Annotated in this window: 14 protein-coding genes, 4 tRNA genes, 1 pseudogene and 1 riboswitch; all 19 genes and pseudogenes read left to right on the top strand. The window is 38.9% G+C overall.

Annotation, left to right across the window (positions count from 1 at the left end; all coding sequences use genetic code 11):
- Window positions 1-148: 148 nt before the first annotated feature.
- Window positions 149-1,837 (top strand): methyl-accepting chemotaxis protein, encoded by a 1,689-nt coding sequence (locus LMF89_RS02930; RefSeq protein WP_229533816.1) that lies wholly within the window; start codon window positions 149-151, stop codon window positions 1,835-1,837.
- 2 nt (window positions 1,838-1,839) lie between these two features.
- Window positions 1,840-2,074, top strand: a pseudogene (locus LMF89_RS02925) (beta/alpha barrel domain-containing protein); the annotation flags it as partial.
- A 183-nt stretch (window positions 2,075-2,257) separates the two neighbouring features.
- Entirely contained in the window at window positions 2,258-3,385 is a 1,128-nt protein-coding gene (locus LMF89_RS02920) for a YibE/F family protein (RefSeq protein WP_229533815.1), read from the top strand.
- Between the two features lie 76 nt (window positions 3,386-3,461).
- Window positions 3,462-3,547: riboswitch (cyclic di-GMP riboswitch) on the top strand.
- An 82-nt stretch (window positions 3,548-3,629) separates the two neighbouring features.
- Window positions 3,630-5,336, top strand: a complete 1,707-nt coding sequence (locus LMF89_RS26130) for a methyl-accepting chemotaxis protein (RefSeq protein ID WP_229533814.1) — start codon at window positions 3,630-3,632, stop codon at window positions 5,334-5,336.
- A gap of 332 nt (window positions 5,337-5,668) precedes the next feature.
- A complete protein-coding gene (locus LMF89_RS02910; RefSeq protein WP_229533813.1) occupies window positions 5,669-6,649 on the top strand; it encodes a GGDEF domain-containing response regulator in 981 nt (326 codons plus the stop codon).
- 19 nt (window positions 6,650-6,668) lie between these two features.
- Window positions 6,669-9,305, top strand: a complete 2,637-nt coding sequence (locus LMF89_RS02905) for a chemotaxis protein CheA (RefSeq protein ID WP_229533812.1) — start codon at window positions 6,669-6,671, stop codon at window positions 9,303-9,305.
- A complete protein-coding gene (locus LMF89_RS02900) occupies window positions 9,302-9,730 on the top strand; it encodes a chemotaxis protein CheW (protein WP_229533811.1) in 429 nt (142 codons plus the stop codon). The genes LMF89_RS02905 and LMF89_RS02900 overlap by 4 nt, the downstream gene beginning before the upstream one ends.
- Window positions 9,731-9,756: 26 nt before the next feature.
- Window positions 9,757-11,763, top strand: a complete 2,007-nt coding sequence (locus LMF89_RS02895; RefSeq protein ID WP_229533810.1) for a methyl-accepting chemotaxis protein — start codon at window positions 9,757-9,759, stop codon at window positions 11,761-11,763.
- A 54-nt stretch (window positions 11,764-11,817) separates the two neighbouring features.
- Window positions 11,818-12,699 carry a CheR family methyltransferase gene (locus tag LMF89_RS02890; protein WP_229533809.1) on the top strand — a complete coding sequence of 294 codons (882 nt, stop codon included), beginning with the start codon at window positions 11,818-11,820 and terminating at the stop codon, window positions 12,697-12,699.
- Window positions 12,677-13,051 (top strand): response regulator, encoded by a 375-nt coding sequence (locus LMF89_RS02885; RefSeq protein ID WP_007955753.1) that lies wholly within the window; start codon window positions 12,677-12,679, stop codon window positions 13,049-13,051. Before LMF89_RS02890 ends, LMF89_RS02885 begins: the two co-directional genes overlap by 23 nt.
- Before the next feature lie 3 nt (window positions 13,052-13,054).
- Window positions 13,055-13,528: a chemotaxis protein CheX gene (locus LMF89_RS02880; protein ID WP_007955755.1), complete on the top strand. Its 474-nt coding sequence runs from the start codon at window positions 13,055-13,057 to the stop codon at window positions 13,526-13,528.
- 467 nt (window positions 13,529-13,995) lie between these two features.
- Window positions 13,996-14,433, top strand: a complete 438-nt coding sequence (locus LMF89_RS02875; RefSeq protein ID WP_007955756.1) for a flavodoxin — start codon at window positions 13,996-13,998, stop codon at window positions 14,431-14,433.
- A 451-nt stretch (window positions 14,434-14,884) separates the two neighbouring features.
- A tRNA-Pro gene (locus LMF89_RS02870) sits at window positions 14,885-14,961 on the top strand.
- A 23-nt stretch (window positions 14,962-14,984) separates the two neighbouring features.
- A tRNA-Gly gene (locus tag LMF89_RS02865) sits at window positions 14,985-15,059 on the top strand.
- 5 nt (window positions 15,060-15,064) lie between these two features.
- Window positions 15,065-15,139 (top strand) — tRNA-Cys (locus LMF89_RS02860).
- A gap of 48 nt (window positions 15,140-15,187) precedes the next feature.
- Window positions 15,188-15,276 (top strand) — tRNA-Leu (locus LMF89_RS02855).
- A gap of 206 nt (window positions 15,277-15,482) precedes the next feature.
- The gene (locus LMF89_RS02850) at window positions 15,483-15,764 is read left to right on the top strand and encodes a hypothetical protein (protein WP_229533808.1); all 282 of its coding nucleotides are present in this window, start codon (window positions 15,483-15,485) and stop codon (window positions 15,762-15,764) included.
- Window positions 15,765-15,886: 122 nt separating this feature from the next.
- Entirely contained in the window at window positions 15,887-16,021 is a 135-nt protein-coding gene (locus tag LMF89_RS25625) for a hypothetical protein (RefSeq protein ID WP_255710861.1), read from the top strand.
- A gap of 517 nt (window positions 16,022-16,538) precedes the next feature.
- The gene (locus tag LMF89_RS02845; RefSeq protein WP_229533807.1) at window positions 16,539-17,201 is read left to right on the top strand and encodes a hypothetical protein; all 663 of its coding nucleotides are present in this window, start codon (window positions 16,539-16,541) and stop codon (window positions 17,199-17,201) included.
- Window positions 17,202-17,525: the final 324 nt, after the last annotated feature.

Genomic DNA, 17,525 nt, shown 5'->3' with positions numbered 1-17,525 from the left:
AACTTTATTTAGCTTTAATACTCTTATTTTATGTAACATAAGCAAATTGTGTTACATAAATATGGGATCTTTTAAAAAGGAGGGGTTCGTTAATAAACTGAAACCTATTTTTAACAAATCTATTTAGGGGATAAGGTGGGAGAATTTTATGCGGATATCAATAAGCAAGCAAATACTATTTGTATGTATTATGATCGTTATAGCTTTTACAGGGCTTAACGTATATACATATTATGAAATTGACAATGTGCAAGATGGCTATGATAATGTGCTAAAGCGAAGCGTTCCTTTAGTAGTCGAGGTTAAGGGTCTTAATATTGAATTAAATGTTCAATCATCCCAGGTTCGAGGGTATATTTTAACGATGAATCCTACATATATTCAAGGGTATGAAACCTCTAGGAAAAATATGGAGTCCACTCTGATTAGCTTGGAAAAGAAGCTAATTACACCTGAAGGCAAAGAACAGGTAGCTGCTCTGCGAGCATCACTAGCTGAATATCATAAGGTTTCTGATCAAGGAATTAATGCTCGTAAGACATTAGGTCAAGAGGAAGCCTTAAAAGCAGTAGCTGCTTCAGGAGCGAAAATCCAAGCCGCTGAAAAAAATATGAGTGATACCGTAAAGTTTTTAACCGAACGAATGGATCTTAGAATACAACAGAATATTGATGCAACAGAACATATTCAGATGCTGCTTGGACTTTTAGATGTGATTATCTTGATCTTAGCTTGTATTTTGGCACTCTTTTTAGCACGGCGCATTTCCAAACCCCTTGGGAAAGTAGCTGCATCGGCGCAAAGTATCGCCAGCGGTGATTTGCGAGTGATTAATATTCAATATACTGCCAAGGATGAGATTGGCGATATGGTTCAAGCATTTACAGCTATGACTGATAATTTGCGCCATGTGGTAGGACAGGTAGCAAAATCTGCTGAGCAAGTAGCAGCAGCCAGTGAAGAATTGACAGCCAGTTCTGAGCAGTCCGCTCAAGCGGCAGGACAAGTTGCTGAAACGGTTACTAATGTAGCCAGTGGTGCATCTAGTCAACTGGTGACAGTAGAACAAACGGTTTCAGTCGTAGGAGATATGGCGTCAGCTATTACTGATATTGCCAGCAATGCCAATCAGGTATCTGCAAAATCAGAGGAAACGGCTCAGGTGGCAAGTGATGGCGGAGATGCAGTGAACCTGGCAACGAAACAAATGCAGATCATTGAAGAGTCTGTTGCCCAATCAGCACAAGTCGTACAGCAATTAGGGACAAGTTCGCAGCAAATTGGTGAAATTGTCGATGTCATCAGCGGCATTGCCGGGCAGACCAACTTATTGGCGCTTAATGCTGCTATAGAGGCAGCCAGAGCTGGCGAGCAAGGACGAGGTTTTGCAGTGGTAGCGGATGAAGTCCGAAAGTTAGCTGAGCAGTCGCAAGAAGCAGCGCAAAGGATCGCTGTCATCATCCGCGACATCCAAGCAGAGACTGGTAAAGCAGTAGCAGCCATGAATCAAGGAACAATTGAAGCATCGAAAGGCACAGAGATTATTACGAGTGCTGGTGAGCGATTTCATGCTATTACTACAATGATTCAGCAGCTAAATGGTCAGATACAGGATATTGGTACAGCTGCTGAGAAACTTTCCATTTCCAGCGGTGATGTTGTTTCTTCTGTAGATAGTGTGAAAAGCATAGCAGGTGATACAGCAGGAGATACCCAGACCATTTCGGCGGCAACAGAAGAACAATCTGCTTCTATGGAGGAAATTGCATCTTCCAGCCAAGCCTTAGCAAATATGGCGGGTGAATTGCAGGTAATTGTTTCCAAATTTCGTTTATAGATGTTGTGTCTCCTTGTCTGAATGTAGACACTGTTAAACTATGCAATCGGTATCGCGTGCCAATAATGCCGGGTGCAATGTCCATTAGGGATGTAGTGGAAGGAATGGATTACGGCTGGCTGCGTAGCAGTGGGGGTAGGTAGTAATCTTACTGGAGGAGCCAAAACTGGCGATTATACTTCTATTACAACAAAGGCCAAACAATTTATCGAGACCATACAGTTAGCAAAAGCATGAAGTGAAATGTAAATAAGATCCTACAGACAAAATAATCTGTAGGGTCTTATTTATTAAGTAGATTTACTTGGAAGTATTAATAGGATCTTGTATATTTTCAATACAAGTGTTAAAATGCAAGGATTAAAAGCATCAAACGACACCGTAGAGCTTATATTTTAAAATAGTAAGGAGATTATCTTTATGAAATTACAGCGAATTTCTCCCAGATATATTCTAGTGACTCTCATAGCCTGTCTACTTTTTAGTTCGGTGCCTGTCTTGGCGGCAGGCAACAATACACAACCAATTGAGTATGTGAATGGTGTAGTGCTGTCGATACAATCACTGGATGTAGCACCCAATAAAAAAGTGGGTATCAGCAGTAAAAGTTTAGTTACAATCCTGCTCACATCAGGGGCAGAGTCCGGCAAGCAAGTGCAAAGCATTAACTATATTACGAATCAACCTTTATTTGATATTAATCCCAGCCCTGGTGATAAAATTATTCTTGCAGTGAGTGATGTGCAAAATGAAAAACAGTATCATATTGCGGATTATAATCGTCTTTTTCCCACGTATATTCTAGTTGGTCTTTTTATTTTATCCTTATTAATTCTAGGGAAGACCATAGGCATCAAAACTATTTTTGTTATTTGCTTTTCAGTAGTTATTATTCTTAAAGGTATGATTCCCTTGATCTTAAATTACCATTGGAACTTTATCATTGCCACGATGCTTGTTTGCGCAGTGATTACAGCCATTACTCAAATTACCATTAGTGGCTGGAACTCAAAGACCTGGGGTGCTATTTTAGGAACCGTTGGTGGCGTATTGATTGCCGGTGTATTAGCCGCTATCTCCATTTCTTGGATGCATCTGACGGGGTTAGATAGTGAAGAAGCAATGATGCTAAAGGTTACGACCCTCACCTTTATGAACTTCCAAGAAGTATTATTTGCAGGCATTATTTTAGGATCATTAGGTGCTGTTATGGATGTTACCATATCCATTGCATCGACTCAATATGAAATCAAACAGTCCTGTCCTCATTATGGATTTAGAGAAATATTCAACTCGGGTATCAATGTTGGACGCGATGTTATGGGAACTATGGCAAATACCTTGATCCTGGCTTATACAGGCAGCTCTTTGCCGCTGGTATTTTTGATCGCATCACAAGATAATGTGTCTTTCATGCGCATTATGAATTTGAATATTGTTGCAACAGAAATTACAAGGGCTCTCACGGGAAGTATCGGACTTATTTGCTCTATACCGTTAACGGCTGTTATTACAGCTTTTCTTTTGAGTCGAAAACATAGTAAATAATTATATATCCCTAACGTTCTAAAAAGTTTGGCATATGTTGACAGTTTATGTAATATAATGTAATATTAAATGGAAAAATATATTGTGGCAAACTTATCCAAAGATAAGGACGCAAAGCCGTGGGTCTAAGGGAAGATATCCTATGATTGCCAGGTTGCCGATTCAATGTAGAATTGTAATTAGCACCAGCGTATCTTAGACTGGTGCTATATTTTTTACATTTTACATATTTCAGGAGGTTTACGTGAAGCTAAAGGTTAAGGGGAAAATACTTGCAATCATTTTAATAATATCAATGGCAACACTTTTAGTTGGTTCTATCGGATATTATTATATAAACACAATGAGTAACGAAATGAAAATTATGTATAGTGAAAATCTGTTGTCGATTAAAAGGCTAAATGAGACTCGACATAATTTTAGAGCCGTCCATGGAATGATTCTGGAAATGATTTTTGGTAATCTTGATAAAGCAAGAGAAGATGTCTTGGTCACTCAGATGAAATCGTTGTCGACGGAAACAGACCAAACATTAAAGGCATATGAAAGCCAAAATTTGGGGTCCTTCGAACGGGAAAAGTTAGTAGTGCTAAAAGAAGCAATCGGTCAATATCGAACAGAGCGTCAAAAAGCTATCGAATTATCTCAGCAAGGGCGCAAGCAGGAAGCATATGCTTACTTCACCCAGCAGGCAGCCGGCAAACTGGAAATTGTCAATTCAACTCTTAAAGAGTTAGCTGACTTCATGTCAGATAAAAGTGAAAAGGCGAATCGTAAGGGACAAGAGTATGCTGGATTTGCGGGAATCGTTATTTTCACATTAACAGGATTTTTTGTTCTACTCTGCCTGTTCTTAGGTTGGAGATTATCCAATGCAATTGCCAGAAGGCTAAAATCCGTTTGCATGTTTCTAAATGAGATCGAAAAAGGAAATCTTGGGGTAGAGAGTATTAATGTGGTAGACCAGGATGAAATTGGTGATATTGGGGTCGGATTAAATAGCATGGCTAGCAGCTTGCAGCGTTTGGTACGCCAGGTAGCATCTTCATCTGAGCAAGTTGCTGCCTCGTCAGAAGAGCTGACAGCAAGCGCAGAGCAATCGGCTCAAGCTACGAATCAAGTAGCAGCGACGATTAGTGAAGTAGCCCAAGGAGCTGAACAGCAGGCAAGTGCAGTGAATGTTACGACTGTTGTAGTACAGCAGCTTTCTGCAGGCATTGAGAAAGTTGCCGAGAATTCAGCGATCATAAGTGGCGTATCCGATCAAACCTCTAAAGCTACCCAAGATGGTACACAAGCCGTAAATGCGGCAATTAGTCAGATGGAAATCGTAGAGAAAACGGTGACTAAGTCAGCTCAAGTGGTGACGAGATTGGGAGAACGATCCAAAGAAATTGGACAGATTGTCGATACGATATCCGGAATTTCTGCTCAAACCAACCTTCTGGCGCTAAATGCTGCTATTGAAGCGGCACGAGCAGGTGAACATGGCAGGGGCTTTGCTGTTGTTGCGGAGGAAGTTCGTAAGTTGGCAGAGCAATCCCAAGAAGCAGCCAAGAAAATTGCCAATTTAATTACGGAAACCCAGTCGGATACCGAAGAAGCAGTGGTTGCGATGACGGAAGGCAGCCATGAGGTTAATGTAGGAGCACAAGTGGTTAATACCGCAGGGCAAGCTTTTAGGGATATATCAGCACTCATTGACCAATTAACGATGCATATAAAAGAGACTTCAACTTCTATTGAAGAAATGGCGTCTGGCAGTAAGCGAATTGTGGAATCGGTACACGACATTGATACGATTAGTCAAGAAACGGTTGGCAGGACACAAACCGTTTCTGCCGCCACAGAAGAGCAGTCGGCATCTATGGAAGAAATTGCTGCATCCAGCCAAGCATTAGCTAAAATGGCAGAAGAACTTCAAGGGATTGTTAGACAATTTAGAATGTAGAAAATCATACTGAATATAAAAAACCTTTCTATAATACATAAAAAGACCCTACAGGGGAGACTTTTTTAGTGTCTGCTCTGTAGGGGACATTTTATATTAGAGAGGTTTTTATTATTTACTCATGGACACTTGTGATTACATGTTAAGTTATAATCGTCAAACCAAAATAGCAAGAAAGTGGAAGCATGATTTCCTTGATTTTTTGACTAAATCTCTTTAGAGTAGAAGGCAAGGTAAATCTAATAAGATCTAGCGGAGTAAGGCGAATCATTATATAGTAGTAAAATAGCAGTATAGAGCCGAAGATAATTTTAAAAATAAGGTGAGGTCAAATGAAAGTATTAATCATTGATGATGAAAAAAGCATTCGCACCATCCTTTCAGAAATGGTACAGCAATGGGGATATGAAGTGATCCTTGCTGCTGATGGTGAAAGTGGATGGAAGATATTCCAGATTATTAATGAGCCTGTTATTGTGCTCTTAGACTGGATTATGCCCGGTATAGATGGGGTGGAGCTATGTAAGAGGATAAAACAAGGCGCAAAAACGTCCCATACGTATGTCATTATGCTAACAGCAAGAAAAAGCGATATAGAAGATATGGTTATTGGCTTTGATGCTGGAGCGGATGATTTTTTGACTAAGCCAATTGATCCAAGAGAACTGAGTTGCCGATTATCCGTTGGCAGCCGTATTTTAAGTTATCAATATGAATTAGAGCAACGCAATGCTGCCTTATACGAGACTACACGAGTGATGGAAAATATTATGAGGGAGTTACAGACTGTAAATGGAAAGTTAAAAGATCTTTCCATGGAAGATGAAGTTACAGGTATCGCCAATAGACGATGTTTGGAAAACTATTTGGCTAAAGAGTGGTGGCACGCATTGCGAGAGAAAAAAATAATGACATTTATCATGATTGATGTGGACTATTTCAAGCTTTATAATGATACCTATGGACATCTGGCAGGAGATGAATGCCTAAAAAAGGTTGCAGCAGTATTGGATCATAGTGTGAAACGCAATTCAGATATAAAGGCACGTTATGGCGGTGAAGAATTTGCAGTTGTTTTGTATGCTACGGATTATGCTGGAGGAAAAAAGATCGCTGAAAAAATCAGGTTAGCTGTTGAAGAGTTGCAGATACCTCATAGTGCTTCTGCAATTAATCTCTATGTTACTATTAGTTTAGGCGTTGCCACAATGATACCAGATCCCGATTCCTCTTATGAGATGTTGATCAAGAAAGCCGATGATGCTTTATATCGGGCGAAACGTGAAGGCAGAAATAGATGGATTGCTGTTTGACTTAGGAAGAGGTGGTAGCATGCTAAAGGATGAAAAACTGATTCAAGAATTTGTTGTAGAAGCGAAAGAACATGTAGAAAAGATAGAGTCAGGACTGCTGTCCTTTGAACAAAAAGAGTATGATGAAAATGTGATCAATGCAATTTTTCGCTCGGCGCATAATATTAAAGGGACAGCAGGTTTTTTTGGTTTTCAAAAAATCGTTGAATTATCTCATGCCATGGAAAGTGTACTTGGAAAGATACGGAGCAGGGAACTTGCTCTAATACTTGACATCGTGGATGCATTATTAATGGCTAATGATGAGCTGCGGGAATTATTAGATCACATCGCTATAAGTGAAGAACGAGACATTGCTTCTTTGGTAAAAAGGCTGCAGCATATTTATATAAGTGGTAAAGATGCTCAGCTGATTGAAAGATTAGATGCTGCGGATGAGACCTTCATTCCTCAAATACCCCAGAAAACAGCAGCAAAGAATCACAGGGATGATGCCAATAACAAGATGATTAGTGAATTGGGAAAGAAAGGTCATAAAATATATAAATATGTGCATGAAATTGATTCTCAACAGATTGATGTAGAGCGATTTTCTATCAATATGTCAAAGAGTATTCAGTCCATTGGAACCATCTTGAACAGTTATATTCGAAACAAGAATTTTTTAAAAGAAGAGAATTTTTCTGGGCAAGAAATAGTATTTTTGTTTAGTACTGTGCTGGAAAAAGAACTGGCGGTAATGGCAATTGGTGCCAATGCAAGAGATATTGAGGAGCTTTCCATTGCCACTCAAAGTGCAGAAATTTTTCAACTATTATCGGAAATAGAAGAAAAGTCAGCTTATCCTAAAGATGAGAATTTACTTAAGAGCAAGCAGAAGGCTTTAGAGTTTTCAGAAGAAAAAATTAAAAATGATTTGGCTGAAGAACGTATTAAAGTGGATGTTGCTTTACTTAATAATCTAGTAAATTTGTCTAGTGAGATGGTACTGGCAAGAAATCAATTACTGCGATTATTAGAAGCACATGTGGACGGGATACCGGGTATTCGGCCTGTTTTACAAAAGATTGATCATACCACCACCGAAATGCAAGAAAAGATTATGCGTACCCGGATGCAGCCGATCTCCATTTTATTTCATTCCATTCCACGTTTAGTACGTGATTTGTCAAAGAAATTGGGGAAAAGCCTTACACTGAAAATGGAAGGCAAGGAAGTGGAAATGGATAAATCTATTCTGGAAGGATTGATCGATCCATTTACCCATCTGATACGTAATGCATTAGATCATGGCATAGAAAAGCCTGAGATGCGAAAGGCTTTAGGGAAAGATCCTACTGCAATGATCGAGATAAAAGCTCGGCACGAAGGTGGCCGAGTGATTATCGATATCATGGATGATGGAGCAGGGATTGATGTGGAGAAGGTTAGGCAGCAAGCTTTGCAAAAAGGGCTGGTTGGGCAGGATGAAGCAATGGATATCAGTGAAAGTAAAATGGCAGAATTAGTCTTTTCACCAGGCTTTTCAACCGTCTCCCAGGTAAGTGATATTTCAGGTCGGGGCGTAGGTTTGGATGTGGTCCGATCGAATATTGAAAAATTTGGCGGTACTGTAGAGCTGCATACCTTGAAAGGAAAAGGAACGACTTTTCGCTTGCTGCTGCCTTTAACCTTAGCAATTATACCTTCTCTCATTTTAGCAGTTGGCAAGCATAGCTTTGCTTTACCTCAGGCTCATTTACAGGAAATTGTGCGAATCGCAGATGGACAAGAGACAGGGAGATTGCAGTGGATTCAAGGGCAAAGAGTACTGCAGCTGCGTGGGAAATTAGTTCCCATTGTTCACCTTGCAGATGTGATTGGTTTGGAAAAAAACTTCCAAGTATCAAGCCCTATTACACGAATTCTGATTATAAAAATTGCCAGAAGAACCTTTGGTATCATTGTTGATGCCATTCATGGTCAGGAAGAACTTTTAGTAAAGCCCATGCCTAATCATTTAAAAGAAGTAAAAGTGTATTCAGGAGTAACGATCTTAGGTGATGGCAGTATTGCCATGGTTCTAGATGTTGACGGGATTGCCAGTATGGGGAAATTGGTGTTTTCCGAAGAAGGGGTGGAAAGTTCTCAATCGGAAATGGTATCATTAGATAATCAAATACAAGAGATGCAGAATTTATTGCTATTTCAATGTTCCGGACCAGAGATCTTTGGCCTGCATTTGTCCATGATCGCAAGGGTTAACGAAATTAGCCCTCACCAGATCGAAGAAATTGGGAATAAACAATACTATAATTCTCAAGGTAATATCATGCAATTAATCCGATTGGAACAGTATCTGCCAGTTGTTTCTAAAGAACAATCAGGTGAGAAAATGTATGTGATTACACCTAAAGGGAATAACCTTTCCTTGGGTCTTCTGGTAAGAGCAATAAAGGATACAGTACAAGTGGACTCCTTGATGGTAGAAGAGGATATTCAAGGAAAAGGACTATTAGGATCGACGATCATCAATGAAAAAATCGTACTGTTAGTGGATTTGCATGAAGTCTTTGAGATGAGTGTTCCGGAACAGTATGCCCAATTGAAATTTGATAAGGCAGACGTATTGAAAAAAGTGGCAGATGTGCAAGTTGTAAGAGGAGAATTTTCATGACAGGAAAAATTTTGACCTTCTATCTTGCTGGTAGTTTGTGTGGCATCAATATAGCTTTTGCTAAAGAAATTAATCGAAATGTCAAATATACGGCTGTTCCAGGGGGGGCATCCCACGTAGTAGGTCTTTTGAATTTGCGTGGACAAGTAGTGACTTTGTTTGACTTAACCCAGATATTACATTTAAATCAGAAACAAGAAGATAAGAAAACGAAATGTATGATTCTAAAAGGGCTTTTTCAGGGAGATCATGTAGGATTTTTTATTGATAAGCTAGCAGAAGTGATTGATATAACACCCGATATGTGCGAATTACCACCAGCAAATATAAAGAATCTGCAAGGACGATTTATATCGGAAATAGTAAAGTTTAATAAAGAAATTATTTTAATTCTAGATATAAATAAAATATTTGATGCGATATAAATGGAACATGGGAAGGAGAAAATGGCATGAAGTGGTTTAATAACTTAAATATTGGTAGAAAACTAATGATTAGTTTTATGCTGATTGTCTTTATTACGGGTCTTATGGGGGTAGTGGGAATACATAATATTAAGGAAATAAAAATGAGTGATCAGCAGTTATATGAGGTCAATACCATTCCTCTGGGAGAACTTGCCCAGGCAGCGATGTCGTATCAGCAGATTCGAGTGCTTGTCGGTCAATCCATTATTGAAACAGATAAAGAGAAGAAAAAACAATATCGTACTTCTATTCATGAATTGCATAATAAGATGAATATGGAATTGGCGGAGTTTGAACAAAGTATTAAATCGCCAATGGTTCGACAGGAATTCAATAAGTTGAAAATAATACAAGGTAAGTGGAGCGTTATTTTGGATGAAGTATTACGTCTCATCCAGGCAGGAGATAATCAGGCTGCTTATGCTATTTATGCCGGGCAAGGAAATCAATTTTCATTAGAACTGACTCAGCTTATTGATCGATTAATTGATTTACAAATGGTACATGCAGGTGAAACGGCAAGAAGTAACTCGGCAGAAGCAGAAGCGACAATTAAGAATATGGTAATTTTACTTGGTATAGGCTTTTTGGCAGCTATGAGTTTAGCTGTATTTATAACTAGGAAAATTACAGAGCCTGTGAAGGAACTGCAAAATCTTATGTCCCAGGTAGAAGACGGTAATCTTACCATAACGGGAAAAGCAAGTTCTCAAGATGAAATAGGGCAGCTGATTTTGTCTTTTAATAAACTCATTGAGACGATGCACCAAATGACGAAAGAAATCTATGACACCGTCATTGTTTTGAATCAATCTTCCAATAGCATGCTGATGGTTGCGGAGGTGGTAGCATCGAATAGTGAAGAAATGAGTGCTGTTATTAACAGTGCCAGTGAGTCTACAGAGGAGATCAATATAAGTGTTACTCATGAAGCGAATGCATCTTTGGAGTTAAACGGAAATATCCATTCCATCTCTGTGGCCACAGAAGAAATTTCTTCAACTATTCATAGTCTGGCTTCTGCCTCTGAACAAGCATCTGTTAGTTTGGATCAAGTAAGTAGTCTTATTGAGAAAATATCTGGGGGCATCAGCCTAGTTGCTGGTTCTGCCAAAGATGTATCAAGTTCTGTATCCGATGTGGTAATAGCCGTAAAGGAAATTAATCTTTCTTTAAATGAAGTCGAAAAAAATTGTCAGCAATCTATTACCGTAGCCAAAGATGCAGAGTTGCGAGCACAGGAAACTACAATTATTATTCAGAATTTAAGCGGCGTATCAAAACAGATTGGTAAGGTAGTTAATTTGATCAATGACATTGCTGACCAGACCAATATGCTTGCGCTAAATGCAGCCATTGAAGCTGCAGGTGCTGGTGATGCAGGCAGAGGATTTGCTGTTGTGGCTAATGAGGTCAAAGAATTAGCTAAGCAAACATCAGGAGCAACGGATGAGATAAGGGCCCAGATTGAGGCGATGCAAGATAAAATGCAAGAGGCAGTACAAGCGGTGTGCGGTATTACCCAGGTTATTGATGTGATGAATACGAATAGCAATAACATTGCAGCAGCTGTAACAGAACAATCTACCGTGGTGGGAGATATATCCTCTGCTGTGATTGTCGCTTCTGATAAGATACATCTGATATCCAATGAAATTGGCGATATTGCAGAGAAATCTCGCCATGTAGCCCGAGGGGCTGGGGAAAGCACACAGGGAGTGAAAGAAATTGCTCATTCTGTTAGCGAGCTATCCTTGACAGCAGGGGAGTTGGCTAAAAATACAGAAGGTGCGTCGATAAAAATGAGTGAGGTAGCTAATACTTCCCAGAAAATCGCTGCTAATGTTGAAGAGATAGCCATTAGTATGAATGAGATCAATAAAGCCTCACATAACACAGCCAGTAAGGGAGTGGAGACCACTCAGGCTGCCGATGAGCTTGTCTTGGTTTCTGGGAAATTAGAAGCGTTAGCAAAACGCTTTCGAGTATAAGAATCAACCTTAAAAGCCACACAAAGAGATAATAAAAAGACATATTTAGGGGGGATGATGATGAATGGACACCTATCTTCCCAGGCATTTCAATTATTTCAGAAATATATTGAAGAACACTGCGGCATTGTAATTCGAGATGAAAAAGCGTACTTGATTGAGAGCCGACTTTCCAAATTCTTAATACGATTTGGCCTATCAAGCTTTGAAGAATTATATAACATGCTGCGTCAGCAGAAGCAAGCCGCTTTGACAGAAGAAATCATTGATGCGATTACAACAAATGAAACATTATGGTTTCGAGATAAAACGCCTTGGGAAGTTTTAGAAGATCAGTTGCTGCCGAAATACATTGCAGCAATCAGGCAAGGTATGGGCGGAAAGATTCGTATCTGGAGTGCTGCCTGTGCTACTGGGCAAGAGCCCTATTCGATTGCGATGTGTATTGATCGTTATCTCCTGCGACATGGAATTGTGGATATTACATTGAATCACTTCGAGATCGTAGCCACCGATATTTCACATACGGTTTTGCAGCTTGCCAAAATGGGAAAGTATGACAATATAACGATGGCTCGTGGAATGACCTTGGGTTATCGAGAACAATATTTTCGCCAAGAAGGACGTACATGGCTGCTAGATGAGAAGATCAAAAACAGCGTTCAATTCAGGCAGTTTAATTTGCAAAATAGTTTTATAGGGTTAGGATTCTTTGATTTGATCTTTTTTAGGTATGTAGCAATTTACTTTTCAGAAGCATTAAAAAGGGAAATCGTCAAGAAAATTACGAACTCTTTAACTAAAAAGGGTGTGTTAATTTTAGGAAATTCAGAAGTATTCCTGGATTATAACGAATACTTTGAAGCCGAGTATTATAAAAATGCTAACTTTTATACTGTGAGGGGTGGATGTTATGAAAATATTATCCGTAGATGACTCGGCCATCATTCGAAAAATTATACGCAGTGGCGTAGAGGTACTTGATTATGAATTGGTGGAAGCCGCAGATGGGATAGAGGCCTTAACCATTTTAGAGAGAGCTTCTGAAGATATTATTCTAATATTATTAGATTGGAATATGCCTGGTATGGATGGATTAGTTTTTCTAGAGAAAATTAAAAATACAGCGTCTCTTAATCATATACCCGTAATGATGGTTACTACAGAGAGTGAAAAAGAAAATATTATAAGAGCAATTCAGGCTGGAGCCATTAATTACTTAGTAAAACCCTTTACCATTGAGGAACTAATGAAGAAAGTATTAGAATGTATGGGAGAAGGGAGGTAGCCTATGGAGTCGCAAAAAAAAATATTTTTGCAAAAATGTTTAGCAGAGTCTGTTTCTGATGTATTTAGTACTATGGTTGGAGTAGAACTCTGCCCAATACAAGAAAAAGTAGCTGCTCCTAAAGGGTATAAAAGCGAAATTACAGGAGTGATGATGATTTTAAGTACCCATAATGCCTTGCTTTCCATAGCACTAAGCAAAGAAAATGCGGCGATGATTGTTTCCTTTATGACAGGCGTTGCCTCTGTTGAATTGGCAGATGAAGAACTGTATGATGGCGTTGCTGAATTAGTAAATATGATAGCTGGCAGGGCAAAAGCCTTATTAGCAGGAACAGATTATCATTATCAAATCACACCTCCTCTTACCATTGTTGGCGAAAATCATTTCATTCTGTATAAAAAGAACGTATCTCAGCTTAGTATGGAATTTGAAGCCGAAGAAATAAAACTTCATTTAGATTTGACCTATTTATAATTAAAGGATATGAGAAAAAATTATAAGTATTAAGAACGGTGGACACAGAGAGCACAGAGGATGCAGAGGACGCTGAGAGTAAGTGTGCTTCTATGCTCTCTATCTTTTCTCTGTGTTCTCTGTGGTTCGATTCTGTTTTAGATGTTTTAAAACATACGTTGCATTTTTTGATTTTTTTCATTGACAGGAAAGAATCTTATTGATAAAATATAGTCATTGAATTGAGAATTAATATCATAAACTCAATTACATGCTTCATTGGTTAAGTAACTATAAACTTCTTACGTACAGCAACTTATGAACGTTGAACAGCCCATTAGGGTATTTTTTTCAGTCCCAACATGATAATGAATATCGTTATCATGTTGGGACTGAATACAGGATGTATTCTCCATAAAGAATCAAAAGAATAAGCGAGTGTAAGTAAGAGGTTAAAGCAATCAAATAAAAAATGGGGGAATGAGTGTATGAAGAAGATTTCCGTTATTTATTGGAGTGGGACAGGGAATACTGAAGAAATGGCTAAAGCCATTGCAGCAGGCGCTGGGGTAGATGGAATTTCGGTGAATTTACTTTCTGTGGATAAAGCGAGTAAAGATGATGTACTAAAATCTGATGCAGTAGCATTGGGTTGTTCAGCAATGGGCAATGAAGTATTGGAAGAAGGCGAATTCGATCCTTTTATTACCTCATTAGAAGGGGAAAATCTATCTGGGATTCCTTTAGTTTTATTTGGCTCTTTTGACTGGGGAGATGGTCAATGGATGAGAGACTGGGTGGAACGAATGGAAGGGCAAGGGGCTAAACTTGTGGAAGAAGCTTTGACAATCCAAAACGCTCCTGACGATGAAGGACTTGCATCATGCAAAGAACTTGGAGCAAAACTTGCATCCGCTATCGCTTAAGGATAAAAGCTAGAAATCAAAGAGTAACAGTAATGCCTTGCAATTTAAAATTGCAGGGCATTACTGTTATTCTATAGTATTATTAGTGGAAAAATATAAGATTTTATGAACCACAAAGGCACAATGCCACTGTGCGGTACACAAAGGAGTACACAAAAAATATAATTAAGCCCTTTGTGTCCTTTGCGTCTTTGTGGTTCAATTCGTTCTATTTTTTAAAGGGCACATCAGCACTTTTTTTATGATTCAATAGCTACTAAAAAATTACGATATAAAATATTGTTGACGGATATTAATTCCTCTGCTATAATTAGAACTCGTCACCACAGTTTAAATTTTAACGATATTAACGGTTGTTTTTATCAATAAATTGCTGGTATAGCGGAATAAAGAAGACCATTGAAGATCGTTCTTCGAGGTTATGTTCTGCTGGTGATCAGACCATTTTAAACGGGGCGTGGCTCAGCTTGGTAGAGCACCTGGCTTGGGACCAGGGGGTCGCAGGTTCGAATCCTGCCGCTCCGACCAGTTTTATTTTCTAATATGTTATTGCGGGAATAGCTCAGCGGTAGAGCATCGCCTTGCCAAGGCGAGGGTCGCGAGTTCGAATCTCGTTTCCCGCTCCAATTATGGCGACATAGCCAAGTGGTAAGGCAGAGGTTTGCAAAACCTTTATTCCCTAGTTCAAATCTAGGTGTCGCCTCCAAAAATAGTTTACTACACTGCCTTTAACAGTTTGGCATATGATGAATATGCCGGGGTGGCGGAACTGGCAGACGCAACGGACTTAAAATCCGTCGGAGAGAAATCTCCGTACCGGTTCGATTCCGGTCCTCGGCACCAACCAAACCAACATACACTTTAAGAATGACCTTAACCTCATCTTTCCAGATGATAACGCGGTCAAGAAAAGTGTTGATTAGCACCTGAAGAGATTCGGGTGCTTTATTATTTTCCAATGCCTTATATGATTCAATTACTTCTATTACCTGTTCTTCGTTAAGGTAGTTTGATTTTATTTTTAAATGGAGTTCTTTAAGACGAGTTATATGATGAATGGCAAGGTAGGCAAGTTCGATAAGACAGATGACGAACAATTTGTATTTGATAAAAATATGATCGATTTAAAACAGACCAGCACAATCACAATTAAAGCTGAGATTCCGACTATTGATTTGACCAGGCATAACGTGATCACAGCGGGTGCAATGTTTACTAAAGGGAAAATAGAGCCTGGTGCTGGCTACACTGGTAGTATTGGCAAAGTTGGTGCTTATCAACTGGCAGGCAGTCAATCGGCTGCTTATGTTGGTGCAGGGTTTAAGTTTTAAGTATACTAAAGAGCAGTCTACCTTTTAACTAGGTGGACGGCTCTTTTTATATAAGTCCCTATAGTACCTTTATAGTTAAATTACATAATATACAATGAACGCGATCATAGGAGGTGCAAATAATGTATCGTAACTGTGGTGGTTGGCGTCCATTTATTGGTCCTGGTTTGGGAGGATTCGGTCATAGTTTAGAAGGTTTTGGACATAGTTTCGGAAGCTTTCGTTTCAGCTTTTTTCTTGGTCTATATGATAAATGATGATTGATACTAAACTTGTCGCAATAGGGATATGAGATAAGTTATTTTTCCTATTTTGATATCTCGTAACAAAAAACTTCTAAAAAGAATAAACTATAATAAAAACCAGTCATGCAGAAAGGAGGAATATTTATGGGATTTGGTGGCTGGGGTGGCGGACGTGGAGGTTCTTGCTTTATCATTATAATCATTATTATTCTTCTATTTTTCTGCTGCTGTGAAGATGACTGTAGTTCTACCTGCTAAAACCTAAACCTGCCCGTCGCTTAGCAAGTATTCCTTAAAAGGCGCCTCACTCAATAAGAGTGAGGCGCCTTTGTTATTTTTATACTATCCAAAATTCAGCTTATATGTACGGATAAAGAGTGAGAAATAAATTTGCATTCAGTAGTTTAATTTGTAGTTACTACGGAATGTGTATTAGTGAAAGCCGATATACAGGATACACACGGTTGAAATAAAGTTCCTTGGCTATGTCGGCTTTTTAAATGATAAAAACAAAATGGGGGGTAATAAAATGGCTACAGTAGGACAATCATTAACAGCACCAGAGACAGGATGGAAGAGGTATGATGATAAGGATCTTAATGTTACATATGTCGGAAATGGATGGGGTGCATATACTGAGTCTGATTGTTGGAATGGTACTTATCATTCAACAATTGGATCAGGTAGTTATCTAGCATTTAATTTTACAGGAACAAAAATTAGAATAATTGGAAATAGGTATACAGACAGATCAGCGTCTATCGATATATTTATTGATGGAGTAAAGGTGTCAAGTTTTAGCCAAGTGAGTTCTTCAATAATTTCTATGTCACTAGATGCAGACATTCAAAACTTAACCAATGCTGAACATTCTGTGAAGATAGTTGTTAACGAAGCAAGTAGTTTGGGGTATTATGATTTCGATGCTATTGATATTGATGAAACAGGGGAACTTAAACCATACACACCACTTCCAAGTGAATATGGATTGTTACGAGTAACCATGATCGATTCTAGCGAGCGTGAATATCGCGTATCTACTGCGGTAATTGAGGGCTTTATTAATTGGTATACTCGTACTATTGGTACAGGTAGTTCATGCTATTCACTTAATGATATTGTCGATAATAGCAAAGAGTATTTATCCTTTGAGAAGATTATTAGTTTTAAAGTGATACCTTTAAAAGATTAGTAGGCTAGCCGTCTTACCTTCGGGTGAGACGGTATTTTTCTTTATTATAAACGCTGCTGGCTACGGTCAACATGGTCAGTGACCGATACATACCCGTAGAACTGCAGAGGAACTTCAGCAAGAACGCTGCAGTAAGTTATGAGCACCATTTTGGCGGTAATAGTTCGGGTTGGGAAATAAAATATACGAGGAAAACTGATAAGTTATTTTTACTGTTTTAAATCGGCAAGCGCTTGCCAATTTTAAAATGCCCCATAGGCGGCCGTTATTAATCGTATAAAGTTATCCACAGTAATCCACACACTATTCACAGGTTTATCCACA

This window comes from Pelosinus baikalensis (assembly GCF_020819555.1).
GTDB lineage: Bacteria > Bacillota > Negativicutes > DSM-13327 > DSM-13327 > Pelosinus > Pelosinus baikalensis.
This window is presented reverse-complemented; position numbering and strand designations above follow the sequence as displayed.

Excerpts from the sequence above, each read along its gene's own strand:
- LMF89_RS02930 (WP_229533816.1), top strand. The coding sequence starts at position 149 with ATGCGGATATCAATAAGCAAGCAAATACTATTTGTATGTATTATGATC.
- LMF89_RS02920 (WP_229533815.1), top strand. The coding sequence starts at position 2,258 with ATGAAATTACAGCGAATTTCTCCCAGATATATTCTAGTGACTCTCATA.
- LMF89_RS02910 (WP_229533813.1), top strand. The coding sequence starts at position 5,669 with ATGAAAGTATTAATCATTGATGATGAAAAAAGCATTCGCACCATCCTT.
- LMF89_RS02905 (WP_229533812.1), top strand. The coding sequence starts at position 6,669 with ATGCTAAAGGATGAAAAACTGATTCAAGAATTTGTTGTAGAAGCGAAA.
- LMF89_RS02900 (WP_229533811.1), top strand. The coding sequence starts at position 9,302 with ATGACAGGAAAAATTTTGACCTTCTATCTTGCTGGTAGTTTGTGTGGC.
- LMF89_RS02895 (WP_229533810.1), top strand. The coding sequence starts at position 9,757 with ATGAAGTGGTTTAATAACTTAAATATTGGTAGAAAACTAATGATTAGT.
- LMF89_RS02890 (WP_229533809.1), top strand. The coding sequence starts at position 11,818 with ATGATGATGAATGGACACCTATCTTCCCAGGCATTTCAATTATTTCAG.
- LMF89_RS02885 (WP_007955753.1), top strand. The coding sequence starts at position 12,677 with ATGAAAATATTATCCGTAGATGACTCGGCCATCATTCGAAAAATTATA.
- LMF89_RS02880 (WP_007955755.1), top strand. The coding sequence starts at position 13,055 with ATGGAGTCGCAAAAAAAAATATTTTTGCAAAAATGTTTAGCAGAGTCT.
- LMF89_RS02875 (WP_007955756.1), top strand. The coding sequence starts at position 13,996 with ATGAAGAAGATTTCCGTTATTTATTGGAGTGGGACAGGGAATACTGAA.
- LMF89_RS02850 (WP_229533808.1), top strand. The coding sequence starts at position 15,483 with ATGATGAATGGCAAGGTAGGCAAGTTCGATAAGACAGATGACGAACAA.
- LMF89_RS25625 (WP_255710861.1), top strand. The coding sequence starts at position 15,887 with ATGTATCGTAACTGTGGTGGTTGGCGTCCATTTATTGGTCCTGGTTTG.
- LMF89_RS02845 (WP_229533807.1), top strand. The coding sequence starts at position 16,539 with ATGGCTACAGTAGGACAATCATTAACAGCACCAGAGACAGGATGGAAG.